Raw genomic sequence first — 21,871 nt, 5'->3', positions numbered from 1 at the left:
GTTAATATTCCCGTACTGCTGATAACTGCGATGGGGGGACGGAGAAGGCTAGGTGGGCCTCGCGACGGTTGTCGAGGTTCAAGTGCGTAGGTAGGTGAGTTAGGCAAATCCGGCTTGCTATATACTGAGACACGATGTCGAGACACCACGGTGTTGAAGTCATTGATGCCCTGCTTCCGGGAAAAGCCTCTAAGCTTCAGGTTATCAGTAACCGTACCCCAAACCGACACAGGTGGTCGGGTAGAGAATACCAAGGCGCTTGAGAGAACTCGGGTGAAGGAACTAGGCAAAATGGTACCGTAACTTCGGGAGAAGGTACGCTGCCCGCGGTGAAGTCCCTGGCGGATGGAGCTATGGGCAGTCGCAGATACCAGGTGGCTGCAACTGTTTATTAAAAACATAGCACTGTGCAAACTCGAAAGAGGACGTATACGGTGTGACGCCTGCCCGGTGCTGGAAGGTTAATTGATGGGGTTATCCTTAGGGAGAAGCTCTTGATCGAAGCCCCAGTAAACGGCGGCCGTAACTATAACGGTCCTAAGGTAGCGAAATTCCTTGTCGGGTAAGTTCCGACCTGCACGAATGGCGTAATGATGGCCACGCTGTCTCCACCCGAGACTCAGTGAAATTGAAATCGCAGTGAAGATGCTGTGTACCCGCGGCTAGACGGAAAGACCCCGTGAACCTTTACTACAGCTTGGCACTGAACATTGAGCCTACATGTGTAGGATAGGTGGGAGGCTTTGAAGCGGTGACGCCAGTTGCCGTGGAGCCATCCTTGAAATACCACCCTTGTATGTTTGATGTTCTAACTTAGCCCCATTATCTGGGGTGAGGACAGTGTCTGGTGGGTAGTTTGACTGGGGCGGTCTCCTCCCAAAGCGTAACGGAGGAGCACGAAGGTGGGCTAATCACGGTCGGACATCGTGAGGTTAGTGCAATGGCAAAAGCCCGCTTGACTGCGAGAATGACGGTTCGAGCAGGTGCGAAAGCAGGTCATAGTGATCCGGTGGTTCTGAATGGAAGGGCCATCGCTCAACGGATAAAAGGTACTCCGGGGATAACAGGCTGATACCGCCCAAGAGTTCATATCGACGGCGGTGTTTGGCACCTCGATGTCGGCTCATCACATCCTGGGGCTGAAGTCGGTCCCAAGGGTATGGCTGTTCGCCATTTAAAGTGGTACGCGAGCTGGGTTTAGAACGTCGTGAGACAGTTCGGTCCCTATCTGCCGTGGGCGTTGGAGAATTGAGAGGGGCTGCTCCTAGTACGAGAGGACCGGAGTGGACGAACCTCTGGTGTTCGGGTTGTCACGCCAGTGGCATTGCCCGGTAGCTAAGTTCGGAATTGATAACCGCTGAAAGCATCTAAGCGGGAAGCGAGCCTCGAGATGAGTTCTCCCTAAGGCTAAAAGCCTTCTAAAGGGTTGTTGGAGACGACGACGTAGATAGGTCAGGTGTGTAAGTGCTGTGAGGCATTGAGCTAACTGATACTAATTGCCCGTGAGGCTTAACCCTACAACACCCAAGGGGTTTTGGCGGACTCAAGTAAGAACACAAAGAGTGTGTAAAGAGAGAGAGCGGTTGCTAGGACCTAGGAAGAGCAACCGCGGTCAGTTTTCCAAGATTTAATGGGCGTTCCCGGGGCCTAGTCACCCAGGACCGAGAACCCCGATACAGAATTTGCTTGGCGACCATAGCGCTTTGGACCCACCTGATTCCATGCCGAACTCAGAAGTGAAACAGAGCAGCGCCGATGGTAGTGTGGGGTCTCCCCATGTGAGAGTAGGACATCGCCAGGCTTCTAATTTAGGTTAACGTTGTGAACGGACGTTAATTTGAGTGGAGCGGTAGTTCAGTTGGTTAGAATACCGGCCTGTCACGCCGGGGGTCGCGGGTTCGAGTCCCGTCCGCTCCGCCACTTCTTCAGAAGCCCTGCTAGCAATAGCAGGGCTTTTTGCTGTTTGCGTTATTTGATATCTAAAGCTAGATCGTTTTCCCTTCTGCCCTTAAGATTCTCGGAGGCATTCACCTGAAATATGTTCAGATCTTGTTTATGGTTTATGGATGAAGCGAAGCTTGGTCAGCGAAATACGACAACGTGTATCTGGTCAAAGAAAGGAATGCGGCTAATTAGGGTCTCGGTGAATCTGACTAGTGAATGAATGGAATAGGTATGAGTAGACATAGTATGTCTTGCATTAAACGTTGAATTCTTCAAGGCGCTTTATGATATGAATGCCAGCATCGCGCATCTCGATACATGCGTTTAGGGTAGTATCATCTGCAATTCCCCGGCATGCTTCCAGGTTGACCCAAACATCAAATCCTCCACTCTTTTTAAGTTGCAGTGCTGTGGTTTTTACGCAGTAATCGGTAGCGAGCCCGCCGACAAGGACTGTTGACACGTTCTTTGCCTTTAACCACTCGATAAGCCCTGTGCTGAGTTTTTCTTGAATGTCATGGAAACAGGCGCCATAAGGATGAAGATCAGGCTCAACCCCTTTCCAAATCACGTGATCGTAATCTGTAATTGCAGGTAATGCAGGGATCGTTTCGAACCCTGCAGTCCCTGGGACAGCATGAGAAACCCAAGTCAGATCGGCGTTGGGATGATCTAAAGGTGAGAGCATCTTGTCGTGGTTGTCGACAACCCATACAGCATTAGCGGGATGTGCATCTTTCGTCAGGACGCGAAAATGGGCTTTCCCAGCCTGCCTATTGAGCGCAGGACCAATGCTGTCGCCCCCATTAACCGGTAATTCGTTGGGGCAGAGTGGCGTGAAGGTTTTTTGCGGATCAACGTCGATAGATGCAATCACGTTATTTTCCTTAAAGGATCTGGTTAAGTAGATGGTCTGCTTTAATACGTTTGATGCGCTTGAGCAGTTTTTTCACCTGAGTCGGATATGCATCAAGGTTATCAATTTGCTTGTAGCTGCCAATCAGTTGCGTGTGTTCCAGGATCTTTTCGATTTCACGCTGGGCTTCTGTTTCAAGCAGCTTTTGCTTGTCGTGAAGTAAGATGGCATTTTCCAAGTCCAACTTCCAGGCTCGTGGATTAAGGTTATTACCTGTCAGTAGCATGTATGAGCGGTCAACCCAGATACCTTTTAGGTGGAAGCTGTTGTCATCATGTTTCCATAGGTGGATTTTTAACTGTCGCTTCGCAATGGCCGCTTCATTTCTACGTGCGAAGTTACGCAGATTCATTTCGTATAGATAAGGCAACCCGGAAATCGTCTTGAAAGGTTCGCTGGGGGGGATATAAAAATCATTGGCAGTTTTGTCACCCACGATGATGGTGACATAGACTCCCCGTCGAAGTGCACGCCGGATCTCGCGGGTGACACTGCGTGGTGGGTTGAAGTAAGGTGTGCAAATGATCAGTTCTTCCTCAGCACTGGCGATAAGACGACAGATTTGTATGTTGAGGAGATTTTTTTTCTTACCTAGCCCAACCATAGGTGTCAGACCTATCTGGTCTTCGTTAATAGGTTCGGGGAGAAATTGGTAGCTCGCGTTTTGTAGCCTGGCGCGAAGATCACGAATGGCAGGCTTCAAGACTTTTACGTCAGGGCGATTTGGTTGCGCCAGACATGTCACTGCATCACTGGCGACCAGTGTATTTCCAATAAAGTCAGCCATGCAGTCAGCTAGGGTTTTACTGTTGATGACATGGTAGCGATCATAACGATAGCGATCGTGTTGTGCCAGATAGACATCATTCAGGCTGGCGCCGCTATAAACCACCGTGTCGTCAAAAACAAAGCCTTTTAGGTGAAGGACACCAAATACTTCGCGGTTTCTGACTGGTACACCCAGCACGTCTATTTTATGGGGATACTTCTCTGCATATTTGCGATAAAGCGCCGCATTGCCATCTGACTTGTCAGCTCCAATCAGACCGCGTTGGGCGCGATGCCAGTCGACGAGTACCTTGACATCCAGCGAGGGATTTTTTTGTTTCGCATTGTAAAGCGCATCAAGAATCGTGCGGCCAGCGTCATCATCTTGCAGATAAAGTGCAACCAGATAAATACGGTGTTGAGCGCGGGCTATTTCGTGAAGCAGACGCTCCCTAAAGGTCATCGCATCGAGCAGCGTTTCTAATTGATCTGGACGTTGCGCAATTTTCGGGAGTTGATCGATCAACTGCTTATTGGCAGTAGCTGAAACCATTGTTGCCTCATTCAGTTCGACACTGTGGTCGTGTTAACGCAAATCAAACCTTGTATTGTACCAGAAATCGTACAATTTCTAGTGTTCTTGATGTGTTAGTCATCCCGATTTATCACCGAGATCTCGGGTTGTGTATCATCGGGATAAGATTTTTACCGCTGTTGCAATAGCTTAGGTATCTTCCGTGTAGGTCTTCTGGCAATTCACTGACCGCGATAGTGGCGAATCCCACCTTTTCATACATAGTCTTAAGGTGGGAGTAAGCCAGACAATAACAGGTTTTCACCTTTATTTGTTGTTCAACAGCAATAAGCAGTGATGCGCCGATGCTCTGTCTTCTCAGTGCTGGGTCTATCAACATACCTGTCAGCAACTGAAAATCACCGAACTGGCGAAACCTCACGGCCCCTTTGATGCCTAAGCTCCCCTCGATCGTCCATATCACTTCATCTTTTTTAGGCTTGCCTGCTGGATAATGGGTTTTGTAAAAGCGCATAACGAGTGGGAAGCGCTGCGGATCTAAGGGGGCGATTCTGTAATTATGCATGGTTACCAAATCACTGTGAATTCAAGGCAGATGGGGTAGTATACGCGGTTAAGACTTTATCAGATTGACACTACGATCCGAATGAAAACTCTGTCCAATACATCGCTGAAATCTTTTCACACCTTTGGCATAGACATAAACGCCAAGATTATCGTGGAAGCGCAAACGGCGGATGATCTTATCCGCATTTGGCATGATTACGCCAACGAAGCAAAACTCATTGTTGGGGAAGGCAGTAACCTGCTCTTTTGCGAGAACTTCGACGGTGTGGTGGTCCTCAATCGCCTGAAAGGGGTTGAGGTTGAGGAGACTGAGTTTGACTGGCATTTGCATGTGGCCGGCGGTGAAAACTGGCACCAGCTTGTTCGCTGGACAATTGAAAACGGGATGCCGGGGCTGGAAAACCTGGCACTTATTCCTGGGTTAGTTGGTTCAGCGCCAATTCAGAACATCGGAGCGTATGGGGTTGAACTGAATGAGCGCTGTGAATATGTCGATGTGTTGATGCTGGAAAGCGGCGAAATTGTACGCATGGGAGCGGGTGACTGCGAGTTTGGTTATCGGGACTCTGTGTTCAAACGTGAGCTGAAAGATAAAGCCATCATTGTTGCGGTAGGGCTCAAGCTTTCCAAAATTTGGGTACCTGTTATTGGTTACGGTGCACTTAACGATCTCTCCCATAAAGCAGACCTTTCAGCGAAAGAGGTGTTCGATAAAGTGTGTGAAATCCGTCGTGAGAAATTACCAGATCCAGAGATATTGGGTAATGCCGGCAGTTTCTTTAAAAATCCGGTGGTACCCCGTGAACAGGTAAAAGCCCTGCTTGAGCAGTACGAAAAAATGCCTTCATTTGATGTTTCTGAACGCGAGGTGAAACTGGCAGCGGGGTGGCTTATTGATCAGTGCGGGCTGAAAGGGTACTGCATCGGTGATGCTGCAGTGCATAATAAGCAGGCGTTGGTGTTAATCAACAAGGGGAATGCGACCGCAGACAATGTTATCGCATTAGCCAAACATGTGGTGGATACCGTCTATGCACGCTTTGGTGTTCTCCTTGAGCATGAAGTGCGGTTTATGGGGGCAACAGCGGAAACTACTCTGGAGGCAATATGCCAGCATTAGACAACAAACCCCGTTTGGCTCTGATTAAATTGCTGGCGGATGGTCAGTTTCACTCCGGTGAGAAACTAGGCGAAGCGTTGGGCATGAGCCGTGCAGCGATCAGTAAGCATATCAAGGTGTTGCAACAGTGGGGTGTAGACGTTTTCCGTGTTCAGGGTAAGGGGTACTGTTTGCCGGCTCCCCTTGATTTGCTTGATGAAAAGGCATTGGAGGAACGGCTGCAGGTGCCGGGATTTGAATTGATACCCGTGATTCATTCCACTAATCAGTACCTGCTAGACAGGGTAGGTCAATTGACATCCGGTTCGGCCTGTCTGGCAGAGTATCAGCAGGCTGGTCGCGGCCGCCGTGGCCGGACATGGTTTTCCCCTTTCGGTACGAATCTTTATCTCTCTCTCTATTGGCGTTTAGATGCTGGCATGGCTGCTGCAATGGGACTTAGCCTGGTCGTTGGGGTTTCTATGGCGGAAACGTTGCAAAAACTTGGCGCTGAGGATGTGAAAGTAAAGTGGCCGAATGACCTGTATTGGCATGACAGAAAGCTCGCTGGCATTTTGGTCGAAATGACCGGACAAGCCGGGGATGCTGCGCACCTGGTCATTGGAATGGGGCTTAATGTCTCTATGCCTGCTACGGATGAAGTAGACCAGCGTTGGGCGAACCTTAGGGATGCCTGTCAAATACTGCCGGATAAAAATACCCTGGCTGCAGCGTTAATCAATGGTGTGACCGATGCCCTTAAGCAGTATGAAGCATTTGGAATGACTGGCTTTGTGGCGCAGTGGGCGCGTTATGATAATTTCCGTGATCGTGCAGTCAAGCTGTTGCTGGGGGAGCGAGTGGTCAAAGGTATTGCGCGGGGCATCAACGAGCAAGGGGCATTATTGCTGGAAACTGACACTGGCATCACGCCTTACCTTGGCGGAGAGATAAGCCTGCGCGCTGACGATGGAGTTACTTCCTGACCTTGACAGTTTGTACCGCGTGATTTGCGCCTTTTTGCAGGATCAGCCCTGCGCGTTCACGGGTTGGCAGGATGTTTTCTATCAGGTTCTTACCATTGATCTCTTCCCAAATTCCGGTTGCTGTTTGGACAGCAGCTTCATGGGATAGCTTGGTGTAGTGATGGAAGTAAGAGGTTGGATTTTGGAATGCCCCTTTACGGAATGCCATGAACCGTTCGATATACCAGGTTTTCAGTAAATCACTGTCTGCATCAACATAGATAGAGAAGTCGAGAAAATCTGAGATAAACACCCGGTGTGGCTCGTGAGGGTAATCCATGCCGCTTTGCAGGACATTTAACCCTTCAACAATCAAGATATCAGGTTGCTGAACTATTTTGATTTCCTGTGTGATGTCATAGACCAGGTGTGAATAGACGGGGGCTTCAACACGTGGCTTACCTGATTTAACGTCAGCAACGAACTGAACCAACCTGCGAATATCATAAGACTCAGGAAAGCCCTTCTTTTTCATCAGGCTACGCGCATTTAATACCTTGTTCGGGTACAGGAAACCATCAGTAGTAATCAGCTCTACCTTAGGGTGTTCAGGCCAGCGCTCGAGCAGAGCCTTGAGCAAGCGAGCGGTCGTGCTTTTACCAACAGCCACACTGCCAGCGATACCGATTACGTAGGGAACGTTGTTGTCTTTTTGTCCCAAAAAGTGTTCCAGTACCTGGGTACGGCTTTTGCGGGCTTTCACATACAGATTCAATAGTCGCGAGAGTGGCAGATAGATGTCACGCACTTCATTCATCGTCAAATGCTCATTAATACCACGTAGCTTTTCGAGATCGCTCTCGTCAAGTGTCATGGGCACTGAATCACGCAATTCAGACCATTGTTTACGGTCAAATGACAAATAAGGCGTTAGTAAATCACTCATGTTTTTGGTGAATCTGTTTCGATTGAGGAAAGCGACAATACCTTATCCCCAATCATTGTGAAAGTATGATGCCGATTTAAGGATGTGTCATCTAGCTAAAAAGTGGGGCAAATTGATGAATAAATGCACTGCAAGAATGGATTTAGGAAAAATTTTAAAATTACCTATTGCAACACCAAAAATCATTGCATAGAATGCGCAGCACTTGTCGCCGGCTTAGCTCAGTTGGTAGAGCAACTGACTTGTAATCAGTAGGTCGCCAGTTCGATTCCGGCAGCCGGCACCATAACGACAAAGCAGAACAATTTGGTGGGATTCCCGAGTGGCCAAAGGGATCAGACTGTAAATCTGACGGCTCAGCCTTCGAAGGTTCGAATCCTTCTCCCACCACCATATTTCAGATAGTTTGAATAGCTCTACGAGAAACTGAAAGCGGGCATCGTATAATGGCTATTACCTCAGCCTTCCAAGCTGATGATGCGGGTTCGATTCCCGCTGCCCGCTCCAATCTTAACGTGCTGATATAGCTCAGTCGGTAGAGCGCACCCTTGGTAAGGGTGAGGTCCCCAGTTCAAATCTGGGTATCAGCACCACGCTTTCTCTCCCAAGTTACTTCAAGCCATTTGTCATATACTCAACAAAAAACATTTGTTGTATGTGTGGTCGTTATGCCACCGAAATACCGTGCTTAGAGGGACTGTCATGTCTAAAGAAAAATTTGAACGTACGAAACCGCACGTTAACGTTGGTACTATCGGCCACGTTGACCACGGTAAAACTACTCTGACCGCAGCAATCTGTACTGTACTGGCGAAAAACTACGGCGGTGCAGCGCGTGACTTCGCATCTATCGACAACGCACCAGAAGAGCGTGAGCGTGGTATTACTATCTCTACTTCACACGTAGAGTACGATACTCCTTCACGTCACTACGCGCACGTAGACTGCCCAGGACACGCTGACTATGTGAAGAACATGATCACCGGTGCTGCGCAAATGGACGGTGGTATCCTGGTTGTTGCGGCAACTGACGGTCCAATGCCACAAACTCGTGAGCACATCCTGCTAGGTCGCCAGGTAGGTATTCCATACATCCTTGTTTTCATGAACAAGTGTGACATGGTTGACGACGAAGAGCTGCTGGAACTGGTAGAGATGGAAGTGCGTGAGCTGCTGTCTGAGTACGACTTCCCAGGCGACGACTGCCCAGTTATTCGCGGTTCTGCACTGGGTGCACTGAACGGTGAAGCTGAGTGGGAAGCGAAGATCATCGAACTGGCAGAAGCGCTGGATTCTTACATTCCAGAGCCAGAGCGTGCGATCGACAAGCCATTCATCCTGCCAATCGAAGACGTCTTCTCAATCCAAGGCCGTGGTACAGTTGTAACTGGTCGTGTTGAGCAAGGTGTTATCACTGTCGGTGACGAAGTTGAAATCATTGGTATCCGTGAGACCACCAAGACCACTTGTACCGGTGTTGAAATGTTCCGTAAGCTTCTGGACGAAGGCCGTGCAGGTGAGAACGTAGGTGTTCTGCTGCGTGGTACCAAGCGTGACGAAGTTGAGCGTGGTCAGGTTCTGGCGAAACCAGGTTCTATCACTCCTCACACTACTTTCGAGTCAGAAGTATACGTTCTGTCTAAAGACGAAGGCGGCCGTCATACTCCGTTCTTCAAAGGCTACCGTCCACAGTTCTACTTCCGTACAACTGATGTGACCGGTACTATCGAACTGCCAGAAGGCGTTGAGATGGTAATGCCAGGCGACAACATCAAGATGATCGTTACTCTGATCGCGCCAATCGCAATGGACGAAGGTCTGCGCTTCGCAATCCGTGAAGGTGGCCGTACCGTTGGTGCAGGTGTTGTTGCTAAAATCATCGAATAAGATTTGACGACGCACTAGCAAAAAGGGCATCATTTGATGCCCTTTTTCTGCGCCAAACCATTGGATTGAACTTTTTTTCACCGATTTGTCGCAGTGGTTATTGTTTTAGGGATAAGAAAATAAACGATTGCTTCAACCAAACGTGATTTTCCTTATTCCTTTACCTCGCTGACGCGAGGTTGTTGTCGTCTATGAAGTAGACTAGTTACAGGTAGAATGTATGAAAGCGAATGCTGAAGCCCCAACCGGGTCAATGGACACCCTGAAATGGGTTGTGGTCTTTGCCTTATTGGCTGTGGCAGTAGTGGGAAATAGCCTGTACAGTGATATGTCTGTCGTGCTTCGGGCTGCAGCCGTTGTTGTACTGGTTGCTGCTGCTGCTGGTGTCGCTGCACTGACTGCCAAAGGTAAAGCAGCGATCACCTTTGCACGTGAATCACGTATGGAAGTGCGTAAAGTCGTTTGGCCAACGCGTCAGGAAACTTTACAGACCACTCTCATCGTTCTGGCTGTCACTGTCGTCATGGCGCTCATCCTGTGGGGCATCGACGGAATCATGGTCCGTCTGGTCCGCCTAATCACTGGCGTGTGAGGTTAACTACATGAGCGAAGCTCCGAAAAAACGTTGGTATGTTGTTCAAGCGTTCTCCGGTTTTGAAGGCCGGGTAGCAAAATCCTTGAAAGAACATATCAAGATGCACGAGATGGAAGACTACTTTGGTGAGGTTTTGGTACCTACCGAGGAAGTGGTTGAAATGCGCGCAGGTCAGCGTCGCAAGAGCGAGCGTAAGTTCTTCCCTGGTTATGTTCTGGTTCAGATGCTGATGAACGACGAGTCATGGCACCTGGTACGTAGTGTACCTCGTGTGATGGGTTTTATCGGCGGTACGCCAGATCGCCCTGCACCGATTTCTGACAAAGAAGCGGATGCGATCCTGAACCGTCTGGAGAAAGCGAGCGAGTCGCCAGTGCATAAAACCGTGTACGAAGCTGGTGAAGTGGTACGCGTGACCGAAGGCCCGTTTGCGGACTTTAACGGCGTGGTTGAAGAAGTGGATTATGAAAAGAGCCGCCTGAAAGTGTCGGTGTCCATCTTTGGTCGTGCTACACCGGTAGAACTGGAATTTGGCCAGGTAGAAAAAACCTGATCATTTTTTGCACGGGAACAGTTGCTAGGGGCGTGAAATTTGAATACAATTTCGCGCCCTTTTGTTAAACGGGGAGTCTGCTTGCTAAAAGTAGACGTTTGAACCCAAATTTAGGTATTGAATAATGGCTAAAAAAGTAGAAGCTTACATCAAGCTGCAAGTTGCAGCTGGTATGGCTAACCCAAGTCCACCAGTTGGTCCTGCTCTGGGTCAGCACGGCGTTAACATCATGGAATTCTGTAAAGCGTTCAACGCACGTACAGAGTCTATGGAAAAAGGCCTGCCTATCCCAGTGGTTATCTCTGTATACAGTGACCGCTCTTTCACTTTCGAAACCAAGACACCACCTGCAGCTGTTCTGCTAAAAAAAGCTGCTGGCATTAAGTCTGGTTCAGGCCGCCCTAACACTGAGAAAGTAGGTACTGTTACCGACGCTCAGATCCAGGAGATCGCGGAAACTAAAGCGAAAGACATGACTGGTGCAGACATTGAAGCGATGAAACGCTCAATCGCTGGTACCGCTCGTTCAATGGGTCTGGTAGTAGAGGGTTAAGACAATGGCAAAACTGACTAAGCGCATGCGCGTGATCCGCGAGAAAGTTGATGCGACCCGTGAGTATGACATCAATGAAGCCGTTGCTCTTCTGAAAGAACTGGCTACTGCTAAATTCGTTGAAAGTGTAGACGTTGCTGTAAACCTGGGCATCGATGCACGTAAATCAGACCAAAACGTTCGTGGCGCAACTGTACTGCCACACGGCACTGGCCGTGACATCCGCGTAGCGGTATTCACTCAGGGTGCGAACGCAGAAGCGGCAAAAGAAGCAGGTGCTGACGTTGTTGGTATGGAAGACCTAGCTGAGCAAGTGAAGAAAGGCGAGATGAACTTCGACGTTGTTATCGCATCACCAGATGCAATGCGCGTTGTAGGTCAACTGGGTACTATCCTGGGGCCTCGTGGTCTGATGCCAAACCCGAAAGTGGGCACTGTAACGCCTAACGTTGCAGAAGCGGTTAAGAACGCGAAAGCAGGCCAGGTTCGTTACCGTAACGACAAGAACGGTATCATCCACACCACCATCGGTAAGGTTGATTTCGATGCTGACAAGCTGAAAGGTAACCTGGAAGCGCTGCTGGTTGCTCTGAAGAAAGCGAAGCCTTCTTCAGCAAAAGGTACTTTCATCAAGAAAGTCAGCATCTCTACCACTATGGGTGCAGGTGTAGCGGTCGACCAGAACACACTGGACACGAACGCAAACTAATTGCTTGAAGCGACGGATTGCTGTATAATTTGTCGCTTCGAATTCATGGCTAAGTCCGGCTTGCCGGGCTTCGTCCAAGACCGTAGGTGTCAAGTTCTTCGGAACGGAGACTTAATCATTACCTACGTAGACGGTGCCAGAACATGATAGATATATTTCTTTCTTGGATCTGCACCGTAATGACTCTCCTGCTGTGAAGCAGCGAGTGGTGTAAAAACAATCCAGGAGCAAATCCAAATGGCATTAAATCTTCAAGACAAAAAAGCAATTGTTGCTGAAGTCAACGAAGCTGCCAGCGGTGCCCTGTCTGCAGTTGTAGCTGATTCTCGCGGTGTAACAGTTGGCGCGATGACGAATCTACGTAAACAAGCGCGTGAAGCGGGTGTTTACATGAAAGTCGTTCGTAACACACTGGCACGTCGCGCAGTGGAAGGCACTGACTACGAATGTCTGAAAGACGTTTTTGTTGGTCCTACACTGATCGCGTTCTCTACTGAGCACCCAGGTGCTGCAGCGCGTCTTTTCAAAGATTTCGCGAAAGAGAACAAAAACTTTGAAATCAAAGCTGCTGCATTCGAAGGCGCACTGACTGACGCTGAAGTACTGGCAACACTGCCAACTTACGACGAAGCTATCGCACGTCTGATGATGTGCATGAAAGAAGCGTCTGCTGGCAAGCTGGTTCGCACTATCGCGGCTATCCGCGATCAGAAAGAAGCTGCGTAATTCGCATTGCTTTTTACTGGTTGCTAATTAAACTAATTGTTGACTTTAAAGAGAATTGTTATGTCTATCACTAACGAGCAAATCCTAGACGCAATTGCAGAAATGTCTGTAATGCAAGTTGTTGAACTGATCGAAGCAATGGAAGAGAAATTCGGTGTTACTGCTGCTGCAGCAGTAGTAGCTGGCGGCGCAGTTGCTGGTGAAGCGGCTGAAGAGCAAACTGAATTCGACGTAATCCTGACTGCTGCTGGTGCAAACAAAGTTGCAGTAATCAAAGCAGTTCGTGGCGCAACTGGTCTGGGCCTGAAAGAAGCGAAAGCAGTTGTTGACGGCGCTCCAGCTCCTCTGAAAGAAGGTGTTTCTAAAGAAGAAGCTGAAGCACTGAAGAAAGAACTGGAAGAAGCTGGTGCTTCTGTTGAAGTTAAGTAATTATTGCTTAGCTTCCTAGCCTGAAAAGGCTAATGGCTGGTGGCTAAATGGCCACCGGCCTTTTTGCGCTGTAGGGCAGTAGTGAATTTTGCACCCCGTTTAGTCACTGCTGACCATGCAAAAGCATCGGAATTAACCCTCTGATGTTCCTACAGTAAACGGTTGGTTATTAGTTACTGTCCCTCAGTCTGGACAGTTTGGGTCACTTATCAGCGAGCTGAGGAACCCTATGGTTTACTCTTATACCGAGAAAAAGCGTATCCGTAAGGATTTTGGTAAGCGTCCTCAAGTTCTGGACGTGCCATACTTGCTGTCTATCCAGCTTGATTCTTTCGAAAAATTTATCGAGCAGGATCCAGAAGGGCAATACGGTCTTGAAGCTGCCTTTCGCTCTGTCTTCCCGATTCAGAGCTACAACGGCAATTCCGAGCTGCAATACGTTAGCTATCGTCTCGGTGAGCCAGTTTTCGATGTTAAAGAATGTCAGATCCGTGGCGTCACTTATTCTGCACCACTGCGCGTTAAACTGCGCTTGGTGATGTTTGACAAAGATGCACCTGCTGGCACCGTAAAAGACATCAAAGAGCAAGAAGTCTACATGGGTGAGATCCCACTCATGACAGACAATGGTACCTTTGTTATCAACGGTACTGAGAGGGTTATCGTATCCCAGCTGCATCGTAGCCCGGGCGTCTTCTTCGACAGCGATAAGGGTAAAACCCATTCCTCAGGTAAAGTGCTGTATAACGCGCGAATCATTCCATACCGTGGTTCATGGTTGGATTTTGAATTCGATCCTAAGGATTTGCTGTACGTTCGTATTGACCGTCGTCGTAAGCTGCCTGCATCGATCATTCTGCGTGCGTTGGAATATACCACTGAGCAAATCCTTGATTTGTTCTTCGAAAAAGTCGTTTTCGAAGTACAAGGTAAGTCTCTGGTGATGGAATTGGTACCTGATCGTCTGCGCGGTGAAACCGCGAGCTTCGATATCGAAGCTGACGGTAAGGTATACGTTGAGCAAGGTCGTCGCATCACAGCGCGCCACATTCGCCAGCTTGAAAAAGACGGCATCAAACAAATTGAAGTTCCTGTTGAGTACATCGTGGGCAAAGTGGCTGCACGTGACTACATCAACGAGGAAACCGGTGAGATCATTGCGGCAGCTAACCAAGAGCTGAGCCTGGAAACCCTGGCGTATCTGTCTCAGGCTGGTCACAAGAAGATCGAAACCCTGTTTACAAACGACTTGGATCATGGTCCGTACATGTCAGATACCCTACGTATCGACAGCACGACTGACCGCCTGACTGCGTTGGTTGAAATCTACCGTATGATGCGCCCTGGTGAGCCACCAACGCGTGAAGCAGCAGAACAGTTGTTCGAAAGCCTGTTCTTCTCAGAAGATCGTTACGATCTGTCTGCGGTAGGCCGCATGAAGTTCAACAGTTCCCTGGGCCGTGAAGAAATGACCGGTTCCGGCGTTTTGAGCCATGACGACATCATTGAAGTGATGCGTAAACTTATCGATATCCGTAATGGTATCGGTGAGGTGGACGATATCGACCACCTGGGCAACCGTCGTATCCGCTCTGTGGGCGAAATGGCAGAGAACCAGTTCCGTGTTGGTCTGGTACGCGTTGAGCGTGCGGTTAAAGAGCGTCTGAGCCTTGGCGATCTCGACAACGTGATGCCACAGGATCTGATTAACGCCAAGCCTATCTCTGCGGCAGTAAAAGAGTTCTTTGGCTCTTCCCAGCTGTCACAGTTTATGGACCAGAACAACCCGCTGTCAGAGGTCACGCACAAGCGCCGTATCTCAGCACTGGGTCCAGGTGGTCTGACGCGTGAGCGTGCAGGCTTTGAGGTTCGAGACGTACACGCAACCCACTATGGTCGCCTGTGTCCAATCGAAACCCCTGAAGGTCCAAACATCGGTCTGATCAACTCGCTTTCCGCGTTTGCACGTACTAACCCGTACGGCTTCCTAGAAACGCCTTACCGCAAAGTAGTTGATGGTAAAGTAACCGATGAAATCGACTATCTGTCTGCGATTGAAGAAGGTCAATTCGTTATCGCGCAGGCGAACGCTGTGCTTAACGAAGATGGTTCTTTCGCTGACGAACTGATCACAGCTCGCCAGAAAGGTGAATCAGGTCTGCACCCACGTGACCATGTTCAGTACATGGACGTTGCAACTAACCAGGTTGTATCGGTGGCAGCATCCCTGATCCCGTTCCTTGAGCACGACGATGCTAACCGTGCACTGATGGGTGCGAACATGCAACGTCAGGCTGTACCAACCCTGCGTGCTGATAAGCCGCTGGTCGGTACCGGTATTGAGCGTGCGGTAGCGGTTGACTCAGGTGTAACTGCGGTTGCGAAACGTGGTGGTGTTATCCAGTCCGTTGACGCATCACGCATCGTTGTTAAGGTTAATGAAGATGAACTGGTACCGGGCGAAGCAGGTATCGACATCTACAACCTGACGAAGTACACCCGTTCAAACCAGAACACCTGTATCAACCAGCGTCCATGCGTGATGCCAGGCGAGCCTGTGCAGCGTGGTGACGTACTGGCTGACGGTCCTTCTACCGACCTGGGTGAGCTGGCACTGGGCCAGAACATGCGTATCGCGTTCATGCCTTGGAACGGTTACAACTTCGAGGACTCCATCCTTGTATCTGAGCGCGTTGTACAGGAAGACCGCCTGACGACTATCCACATTCAGGAACTCCAGTGTGTGGCGCGGGATACCAAACTGGGTAGCGAAGAAATTACTGCTGACATCCCTAACGTGGGTGAGGCGGCGCTGTCTAAGCTGGACGAATCCGGTGTGGTATACATCGGTGCAGAAGTGAAAGGCGGCGACATTCTGGTGGGTAAAGTGACGCCAAAAGGCGAAACCCAGCTGACACCAGAAGAGAAACTGCTACGCGCAATCTTCGGTGAGAAAGCGTCTGACGTGAAAGACTCTTCTCTGCGTGTGCCTAACGGTGTATCCGGTACAGTTATCGACGTACAGGTATTTACCCGTGACGGCGTAGAGAAAGACAAGCGTGCGCTTGAAATCGAAGAAATGCAGCTGAAAGAAGCCAAGAAAGACCTGACAGAAGAGTTCTCGATTCTGGAAGGTGGTCTGGTCGCGCGTGTTCGTGGTGTGCTGGCACAAGCCGGTTACAGCGAAGACAAGCTGGCGAACATGGATCGTCAGACAATGCTGTCCCAGACCCTTGACGATGAAGCATTGCAAACTCAGCTGGAGCAACTGGCTGAGCAGTACGACGAACTGAAAGCTGACTTCGATAAGAAGTTTGACACCAAGCGCCGTAAGATCACTCAGGGTGACGATCTGGCACCGGGCGTCCTTAAGATTGTTAAGGTTTACCTGGCTGTTAAGCGTCGTATCCAGCCTGGTGATAAGATGGCGGGTCGCCACGGTAACAAGGGTGTTATCTCGAAGATCAACCCTGTTGAAGACATGCCGTACGACGAACACGGTGAGCCAGTCGATATCGTATTGAACCCACTGGGTGTACCGTCTCGTATGAACATCGGTCAGATCCTGGAAACCCACCTTGGCCTTGCGGCGAAAGGTATCGGTAACAAGATCAACAAGATGATCAAAGAGCAGCAAGAGCTGGCGAAGTTCCGTGAGTTCCTGCAGAAGGTTTACGATCTGGGCGATACCCGTCAGAAAGTGGATATTTCTGCACTGACAGACGATGAAGTTCGCACGCTGATCGAAAACCTGCGTGACGGTCTGCCAATCGCAACCCCTGTGTTCGATGGTGCACCAGAGCCGGCAATCAAAGAACTGTTGAAACTGGGTGATCTGCCAGAATCTGGCCAGCTGACCCTGTTCGACGGTCGTACTGGTGAGAAGTTTGAGCGTCCTGTAACTGTCGGTTACATGTACATGCTGAAACTGAACCACCTGGTTGACGATAAGATGCACGCCCGTTCTACCGGTTCTTACAGTCTGGTTACTCAGCAGCCGCTGGGTGGTAAGGCTCAGTTCGGTGGTCAGCGTTTCGGTGAGATGGAAGTATGGGCGCTGGAAGCATACGGCGCAGCATACACCCTGCAGGAAATGCTGACTGTTAAGTCGGATGACGTGAACGGTCGTACGAAGATGTATAAGAACATCGTCGACGGCGATCACCGCATGGAACCGGGTATGCCGGAATCTTTCAACGTATTGCTGAAAGAAATCCGCTCGTTGGGTATCAACATCGAGCTGGAAGACGAATAAGCCCCGGCTTGTTTGCACTTCCCAGCGTAAAACGAGATGCAGCAATAAAGCTGCATCTCAAATACAAAGGGAATTTCCGGTATCAATATGAAAGTGCAGAGTGTCTGCACTTTTATGGGTCAACTCCTCACAGGAGCCGAATGTGAAAGACTTACTTAAGTTTCTGAAAGCACAGCACAAGACCGAAGAATTTGATGCAATCAAAATCGGTCTTGCTTCACCAGACATGATCCGTTCATGGTCATTTGGTGAAGTGAAAAAGCCAGAAACCATCAACTACCGTACCTTTAAGCCTGAGCGTGACGGTCTGTTCTGTGCACGTATCTTTGGCCCGGTAAAAGACTACGAATGTCTTTGTGGTAAATACAAGCGCCTGAAGCACCGTGGCGTGATCTGTGAAAAATGTGGTGTAGAAGTTACTCAGACTAAAGTGCGCCGTGAGCGTATGGGTCACATTGAGCTGGCTTCACCCGTAGCCCACATCTGGTTCCTGAAATCACTGCCAAGCCGTATCGGCCTGCTGATGGACATGCCTCTGCGTGACATCGAGCGTGTTCTGTACTTCGAATCATACGTTGTGATCGAACCCGGCATGACCGATCTTGAACGTGGTCAGATGCTGTCTGAAGAACAGTATCTTGACGCGCTTGAGCAATGGGGTGATGAATTCGATGCCCGCATGGGTGCCGAAGCAGTGAAAGCGTTGCTGGCAAATATGGATCTGGCCGCTGAAGCTGAACTGATGCGCGAAGAGCTGGAAGAAACCAACTCTGAAACCAAGCGCAAGAAAATCACCAAGCGCCTGAAGCTTGTTGAAGCATTCCTGCAGTCTGGAAACAATCCTGAGTGGATGATCCTGACTGTACTTCCAGTTCTGCCGCCGGATCTGCGTCCGCTGGTACCACTGGATGGCGGTCGTTTCGCGACCTCTGATCTGAACGATCTGTACCGTCGTGTTATCAACCGTAACAACCGCTTGAAACGCCTGCTGGATCTGGCTGCACCTGACATCATCGTACGTAACGAAAAACGTATGCTGCAAGAGTCAGTTGACGCCCTGCTGGACAACGGTCGCCGTGGCCGTGCCATTACTGGTTCGAACAAGCGCCCTCTGAAGTCTCTGGCAGACATGATCAAAGGTAAGCAAGGTCGTTTCCGTCAGAACCTGCTTGGTAAGCGTGTAGACTACTCTGGCCGTTCGGTAATCACCGTGGGTCCATACCTGCGTCTGCACCAGTGTGGTCTTCCTAAGAAGATGGCACTTGAGCTGTTCAAACCCTTTATCTACGGCAAGCTGGAAGCACGTGGTCTGGCGACCACCATCAAAGCAGCCAAGAAAATGGTTGAGCGCGAAGAAGCGGTGGTTTGGGATATCCTGGATGAAGTTATCCGCGAACACCCAGTACTGCTGAACCGTGCGCCGACACTGCACCGTCTGGGTATCCAGGCGTTTGAACCAGTACTGATTGAAGGTAAAGCAATCCAACTGCACCCACTCGTTTGTGCGGCATATAACGCCGACTTCGACGGTGACCAGATGGCTGTTCACGTACCTCTGACACTGGAAGCACAGCTTGAAGCGCGTGCGCTGATGATGTCGACCAACAACATCCTGTCTCCTGCGTCCGGTGATCCAATCATCGTACCTTCTCAGGACGTTGTACTGGGTCTGTACTACATGACCCGCGACAAGATTAACGCAAAAGGTGAAGGCCTGTACCTGTCTGGTCCTGCGGAAGCGGAAAAAGCCTACCGCACCGGCAATGCTGAACTGCATGCACGCGTTAAAGTCCGTATCAAAGAAGTGCTGTTCGATGAGCTGGGTAACCGCTCTGAGAAAGTTGAGCTGGTGGACACCACGGTTGGTCGTGCGATGTTGTGGCAAATCGTGCCTGAAGGCCTGCCATACAGCATTGTTAACCAGGCGCTGGGCAAGAAGCAGATCTCTGCACTGCTGAACACCTGTTACCGTAAACTGGGTCTGAAAGACACCGTTATTTTCGCTGACCAAATCATGTACACCGGTTTCGCCTACGCGGCACTGTCTGGTGTTTCTGTTGGTATCGACGACATGGTGATCCCACAGGCGAAATACGATCTGATCGAAGCGGCAGAAGCAGAAGTTGCTGAGATTCAGGAGCAGTTCCAGTCTGGTCTGGTAACGGCTGGTGAACGCTATAACAAAGTTATCGATATCTGGGCGGCAGCAAACGAACAAGTTGCTAAAGCGATGATGGATAACCTGTCTTACGACACCGTGATTAACCGTGACGGTGAAGAGGAAGAGCAGAAGTCGTTCAACAGCGTTTACATGATGGCCGACTCCGGTGCGCGTGGTTCTGCTGCACAGATTCGTCAGCTGGCGGGTATGCGTGGTCTGATGGCGAAACCAGATGGTTCGATCATCGAAACGCCAATCACCGCGAACTTCCGTGAAGGTCTGAACGTACTCCAGTACTTCATCTCCACGCACGGTGCGCGTAAAGGTCTGGCGGATACTGCACTGAAGACAGCAAACTCCGGTTACCTGACCCGTCGTCTGGTAGACGTAGCGCAAGACGTAGTAGTAACCGAAACTGATTGTGGTACCTCAGAAGGTATCAACATGATGGCGGTTATCGAAGGTGGTGACGTTAAAGAAGCACTGCGTGAGCGTGTTCTGGGCCGTGTGGTGGCAGAAGACGTGCTTAAGCCGGGTACCGATGAAGTGCTGGCGCCACGTAACACCCTGCTTGACGAGAAGTGGTGTGACATCCTGGAGCAAAACTCTGTTGACCAGGTGAAAGTGCGCTCTGTTGTAACCTGTGAAACCGACTTTGGTTGTTGTGCACACTGTTATGGTCGTGACCTGGCACGTGGTCACCTGGTTAACCACGGTGAATCTGTTGGTGTTATCGCGGCACAGTCAATCGGTGAGCCGGGTACCCAGCTGACGATGCGTACGTTCCACATCGGTGGTGCGGCATCTCGTGCGGCAGCAGAAAGCAGCATCCAGGTGAAGAACAACGGTTCTATGCACCTGCATAATGCGAAGTTTGTTACCAACAACGCTGGTAAGCTGGTGATCACATCGCGTGCTTCTGAGCTGACTATCGTTGATGAGTTTGGCCGTACTAAGGAAAGCTACAAGCTGCCTTATGGTTGTGTGCTGAGCAAGCTGGATGGCGATGCCGTTACTGCGGGCGAAACCGTGGCTAACTGGGATCCGCACACCATGCCAATCATCACGGAAGTGGAAGGTCGTATCCAGTTCGTTGATATGATTGACGGTATCACTGTTCAACGTCAAACCGATGAACTGACCGGTCTGTCTTCCATGGTGGTTCTGGACGCAGCTGAGCGTACTTCTGCGGGTAAAGACATGCGTCCTGCCGTGAAGCTGATTGATGCAGCGGGCAACGACGTGATGATCCCTGGTACTGAAATGCCAGCACTGTACTTCCTGCCGGGTAAAGCAATCGTCCAGTTGGATGATAATGCCATGGTAGGTATCGGTGACACACTGGCACGTATTCCTCAGGAATCTGGTGGTACCAAAGATATCACAGGTGGTCTGCCACGCGTTGCAGACCTGTTCGAAGCACGTAAGCCGAAAGAGCCAGCAATTCTGGCAGAGATCTCAGGTGCCGTTTCCTTCGGTAAAGAAACCAAAGGCAAACGCCGCCTGATCATCACGCCAGCTGAAGGTCAGCCTTACGAAGAGATGATTCCTAAGTGGCGTCAGCTCAACGTATTTGAAGGTGAGAAGGTTGAGAAAGGTGACGTCATTGCTGACGGTCCAGAGTCTCCACACGACATTCTGCGTCTTCGTGGCGTGCGTGCGGTAACTGAGTACATCACCAACGAAGTACAAGACGTTTACCGTTTGCAGGGCGTTAAGATTAACGACAAGCACATCGAAACTATCGTTCGTCAGATGCTGCGCAAAGTGACTATCCTGTCTGCCGGTGACTCTGAGTTTCTGGAAGGCGAGCAGGTTGAGTACTCTCGCGTGACCATTGCGAACCGTATGCTGGAAGCTGAAGGCAAACAGCCTGCAACCTTCGAGCGCGATCTGCTGGGTATCACCAAAGCGTCTCTGGCTACCGAATCGTTCATCTCTGCGGCATCGTTCCAGGAAACGACCCGCGTTCTGACCGAAGCGGCAGTATCAGGCAAGCGCGACGAACTGCGCGGCCTGAAAGAGAACGTTATCGTTGGTCGCCTGATCCCTGCGGGTACCGGTTTTGCTTACCACAAAGCCCGCCAAGCGCGTCGCAATGTGGTAGAAGAGCCAGTTGCACCGCAAATCGATGCTGAACAGGCATCTCAGGATCTGGCTGCGCTGCTCAATGCAGGCCTGAGTGACGATAACTAATTCCTCGCTAACTTGATATTATAAAAGGCATCCTTCGGGATGCCTTTTTTGTGCGCCAGGGGAATGT

General features: G+C 50.1%; 15 protein-coding genes, 5 tRNA genes and 2 rRNA genes. 18 read left to right on the top strand and 4 right to left on the bottom strand.

Going from position 1 to position 21,871, the window contains the following annotated elements; genetic code table 11:
- The 3 genes from VHA_RS01790 to VHA_RS01780 all read left to right on the top strand — a co-directional run.
- Positions 1–1,517, top strand: a 23S ribosomal RNA gene (locus VHA_RS01790); the annotation flags it as partial.
- 168 nt (positions 1,518–1,685) lie between these two features.
- Positions 1,686–1,801 (top strand): 5S ribosomal RNA (rrf, locus tag VHA_RS01785).
- Positions 1,802–1,843: 42 nt separating this feature from the next.
- Positions 1,844–1,920: transfer RNA gene (locus VHA_RS01780), tRNA-Asp, on the top strand.
- A 280-nt stretch (positions 1,921–2,200) separates the two neighbouring features.
- Here VHA_RS01780 and VHA_RS01775 read toward each other — a convergent pair.
- The 3 genes from VHA_RS01775 to VHA_RS01765 form a co-directional block, all read right to left on the bottom strand.
- The gene (locus VHA_RS01775; RefSeq protein ID WP_005501224.1) at positions 2,201–2,821 is read right to left on the bottom strand and encodes a nicotinamidase; all 621 of its coding nucleotides are present in this window, start codon (positions 2,819–2,821) and stop codon (positions 2,201–2,203) included.
- Positions 2,822–2,831: 10 nt separating this feature from the next.
- Complete coding sequence (gene pssA, locus VHA_RS01770) at positions 2,832–4,181, bottom strand: CDP-diacylglycerol--serine O-phosphatidyltransferase (RefSeq protein ID WP_005501222.1); 1,350 nt, start codon at positions 4,179–4,181, stop codon at positions 2,832–2,834.
- Positions 4,182–4,293: 112 nt separating this feature from the next.
- Positions 4,294–4,728, bottom strand: a complete 435-nt coding sequence (locus VHA_RS01765) for a GNAT family N-acetyltransferase (RefSeq protein ID WP_040527986.1) — start codon at positions 4,726–4,728, stop codon at positions 4,294–4,296.
- 63 nt (positions 4,729–4,791) lie between these two features.
- On the opposite strand from VHA_RS01765, the gene murB reads away from it, so the two are divergent.
- Positions 4,792–5,850 carry a UDP-N-acetylmuramate dehydrogenase gene (murB, locus tag VHA_RS01760; RefSeq protein ID WP_256597267.1) on the top strand — a complete coding sequence of 353 codons (1,059 nt, stop codon included), beginning with the start codon at positions 4,792–4,794 and terminating at the stop codon, positions 5,848–5,850.
- Positions 5,838–6,815 (top strand): bifunctional biotin--[acetyl-CoA-carboxylase] ligase/biotin operon repressor BirA, encoded by a 978-nt coding sequence (birA, locus tag VHA_RS01755; RefSeq protein WP_005501219.1) that lies wholly within the window; start codon positions 5,838–5,840, stop codon positions 6,813–6,815. Before murB ends, birA begins: the two co-directional genes overlap by 13 nt.
- On the opposite strand, the gene coaA is transcribed toward birA, so the two are convergent.
- Complete coding sequence (gene coaA / locus VHA_RS01750; RefSeq protein ID WP_005501218.1) at positions 6,805–7,740, bottom strand: type I pantothenate kinase; 936 nt, start codon at positions 7,738–7,740, stop codon at positions 6,805–6,807. The two genes, birA and coaA, sit on opposite strands and share 11 nt — an antisense overlap.
- 210 nt (positions 7,741–7,950) lie before the next feature.
- Between coaA and VHA_RS01745 the strand changes: the two genes are divergently transcribed.
- The 13 genes from VHA_RS01745 (at position 7,951) to rpoC (ending at position 21,804) form a co-directional block, all read left to right on the top strand.
- Positions 7,951–8,026 (top strand) — tRNA-Thr (locus VHA_RS01745).
- 22 nt (positions 8,027–8,048) lie between these two features.
- Positions 8,049–8,133, top strand: a tRNA-Tyr gene (locus VHA_RS01740).
- A gap of 39 nt (positions 8,134–8,172) precedes the next feature.
- Positions 8,173–8,247, top strand: a tRNA-Gly gene (locus tag VHA_RS01735).
- 10 nt (positions 8,248–8,257) lie between these two features.
- Positions 8,258–8,333: transfer RNA gene (locus tag VHA_RS01730), tRNA-Thr, on the top strand.
- 109 nt (positions 8,334–8,442) lie between these two features.
- Complete coding sequence (gene tuf, locus VHA_RS01725; protein ID WP_005501217.1) at positions 8,443–9,627, top strand: elongation factor Tu; 1,185 nt, start codon at positions 8,443–8,445, stop codon at positions 9,625–9,627.
- 220 nt (positions 9,628–9,847) lie between these two features.
- Positions 9,848–10,219, top strand: a complete 372-nt coding sequence (secE, locus tag VHA_RS01720; RefSeq protein WP_005501214.1) for a preprotein translocase subunit SecE — start codon at positions 9,848–9,850, stop codon at positions 10,217–10,219.
- A gap of 10 nt (positions 10,220–10,229) precedes the next feature.
- The gene (gene nusG / locus VHA_RS01715) at positions 10,230–10,775 is read left to right on the top strand and encodes a transcription termination/antitermination protein NusG (protein WP_005501213.1); all 546 of its coding nucleotides are present in this window, start codon (positions 10,230–10,232) and stop codon (positions 10,773–10,775) included.
- Positions 10,776–10,899: 124 nt separating this feature from the next.
- Positions 10,900–11,328, top strand: a complete 429-nt coding sequence (rplK, locus tag VHA_RS01710) for a 50S ribosomal protein L11 (protein WP_005501212.1) — start codon at positions 10,900–10,902, stop codon at positions 11,326–11,328.
- A gap of 4 nt (positions 11,329–11,332) precedes the next feature.
- A complete protein-coding gene (gene rplA, locus VHA_RS01705; RefSeq protein WP_005501211.1) occupies positions 11,333–12,037 on the top strand; it encodes a 50S ribosomal protein L1 in 705 nt (234 codons plus the stop codon).
- 237 nt (positions 12,038–12,274) lie between these two features.
- Positions 12,275–12,763: a 50S ribosomal protein L10 gene (rplJ, locus tag VHA_RS01700; RefSeq protein WP_005501210.1), complete on the top strand. Its 489-nt coding sequence runs from the start codon at positions 12,275–12,277 to the stop codon at positions 12,761–12,763.
- A gap of 60 nt (positions 12,764–12,823) precedes the next feature.
- The gene (rplL, locus tag VHA_RS01695) at positions 12,824–13,192 is read left to right on the top strand and encodes a 50S ribosomal protein L7/L12 (protein WP_005501201.1); all 369 of its coding nucleotides are present in this window, start codon (positions 12,824–12,826) and stop codon (positions 13,190–13,192) included.
- Between the two features lie 229 nt (positions 13,193–13,421).
- Positions 13,422–17,447 carry a DNA-directed RNA polymerase subunit beta gene (gene rpoB, locus VHA_RS01690; protein ID WP_005501200.1) on the top strand — a complete coding sequence of 1,342 codons (4,026 nt, stop codon included), beginning with the start codon at positions 13,422–13,424 and terminating at the stop codon, positions 17,445–17,447.
- 142 nt (positions 17,448–17,589) lie between these two features.
- Positions 17,590–21,804: a DNA-directed RNA polymerase subunit beta' gene (gene rpoC / locus VHA_RS01685; RefSeq protein ID WP_005501195.1), complete on the top strand. Its 4,215-nt coding sequence runs from the start codon at positions 17,590–17,592 to the stop codon at positions 21,802–21,804.
- Positions 21,805–21,871 lie beyond the last annotated feature (67 nt).

The organism is Grimontia hollisae CIP 101886 (assembly GCF_000176515.1).
In the GTDB taxonomy this organism is placed as follows: Bacteria; Pseudomonadota; Gammaproteobacteria; order Enterobacterales; family Vibrionaceae; genus Enterovibrio; species Enterovibrio hollisae.
Note: the sequence above shows the minus strand (reverse complement) of the source record. Positions and strands in the feature narration are given on the sequence as shown.

Bases quoted from the DNA above. Each gene is read 5' to 3' on its own strand.
- pssA (WP_005501222.1), bottom strand. From the start codon at position 4,181: ATGGTTTCAGCTACTGCCAATAAGCAGTTGATCGATCAACTCCCGAAA.
- VHA_RS01765 (WP_040527986.1), bottom strand. From the start codon at position 4,728: ATGCATAATTACAGAATCGCCCCCTTAGATCCGCAGCGCTTCCCACTC.
- birA (WP_005501219.1), top strand. From the start codon at position 5,838: ATGCCAGCATTAGACAACAAACCCCGTTTGGCTCTGATTAAATTGCTG.
- coaA (WP_005501218.1), bottom strand. From the start codon at position 7,740: ATGAGTGATTTACTAACGCCTTATTTGTCATTTGACCGTAAACAATGG.
- tuf (WP_005501217.1), top strand. From the start codon at position 8,443: ATGTCTAAAGAAAAATTTGAACGTACGAAACCGCACGTTAACGTTGGT.
- secE (WP_005501214.1), top strand. From the start codon at position 9,848: ATGAAAGCGAATGCTGAAGCCCCAACCGGGTCAATGGACACCCTGAAA.
- nusG (WP_005501213.1), top strand. From the start codon at position 10,230: ATGAGCGAAGCTCCGAAAAAACGTTGGTATGTTGTTCAAGCGTTCTCC.
- rplK (WP_005501212.1), top strand. From the start codon at position 10,900: ATGGCTAAAAAAGTAGAAGCTTACATCAAGCTGCAAGTTGCAGCTGGT.
- rplA (WP_005501211.1), top strand. From the start codon at position 11,333: ATGGCAAAACTGACTAAGCGCATGCGCGTGATCCGCGAGAAAGTTGAT.
- rplJ (WP_005501210.1), top strand. From the start codon at position 12,275: ATGGCATTAAATCTTCAAGACAAAAAAGCAATTGTTGCTGAAGTCAAC.
- rplL (WP_005501201.1), top strand. From the start codon at position 12,824: ATGTCTATCACTAACGAGCAAATCCTAGACGCAATTGCAGAAATGTCT.
- rpoB (WP_005501200.1), top strand. From the start codon at position 13,422: ATGGTTTACTCTTATACCGAGAAAAAGCGTATCCGTAAGGATTTTGGT.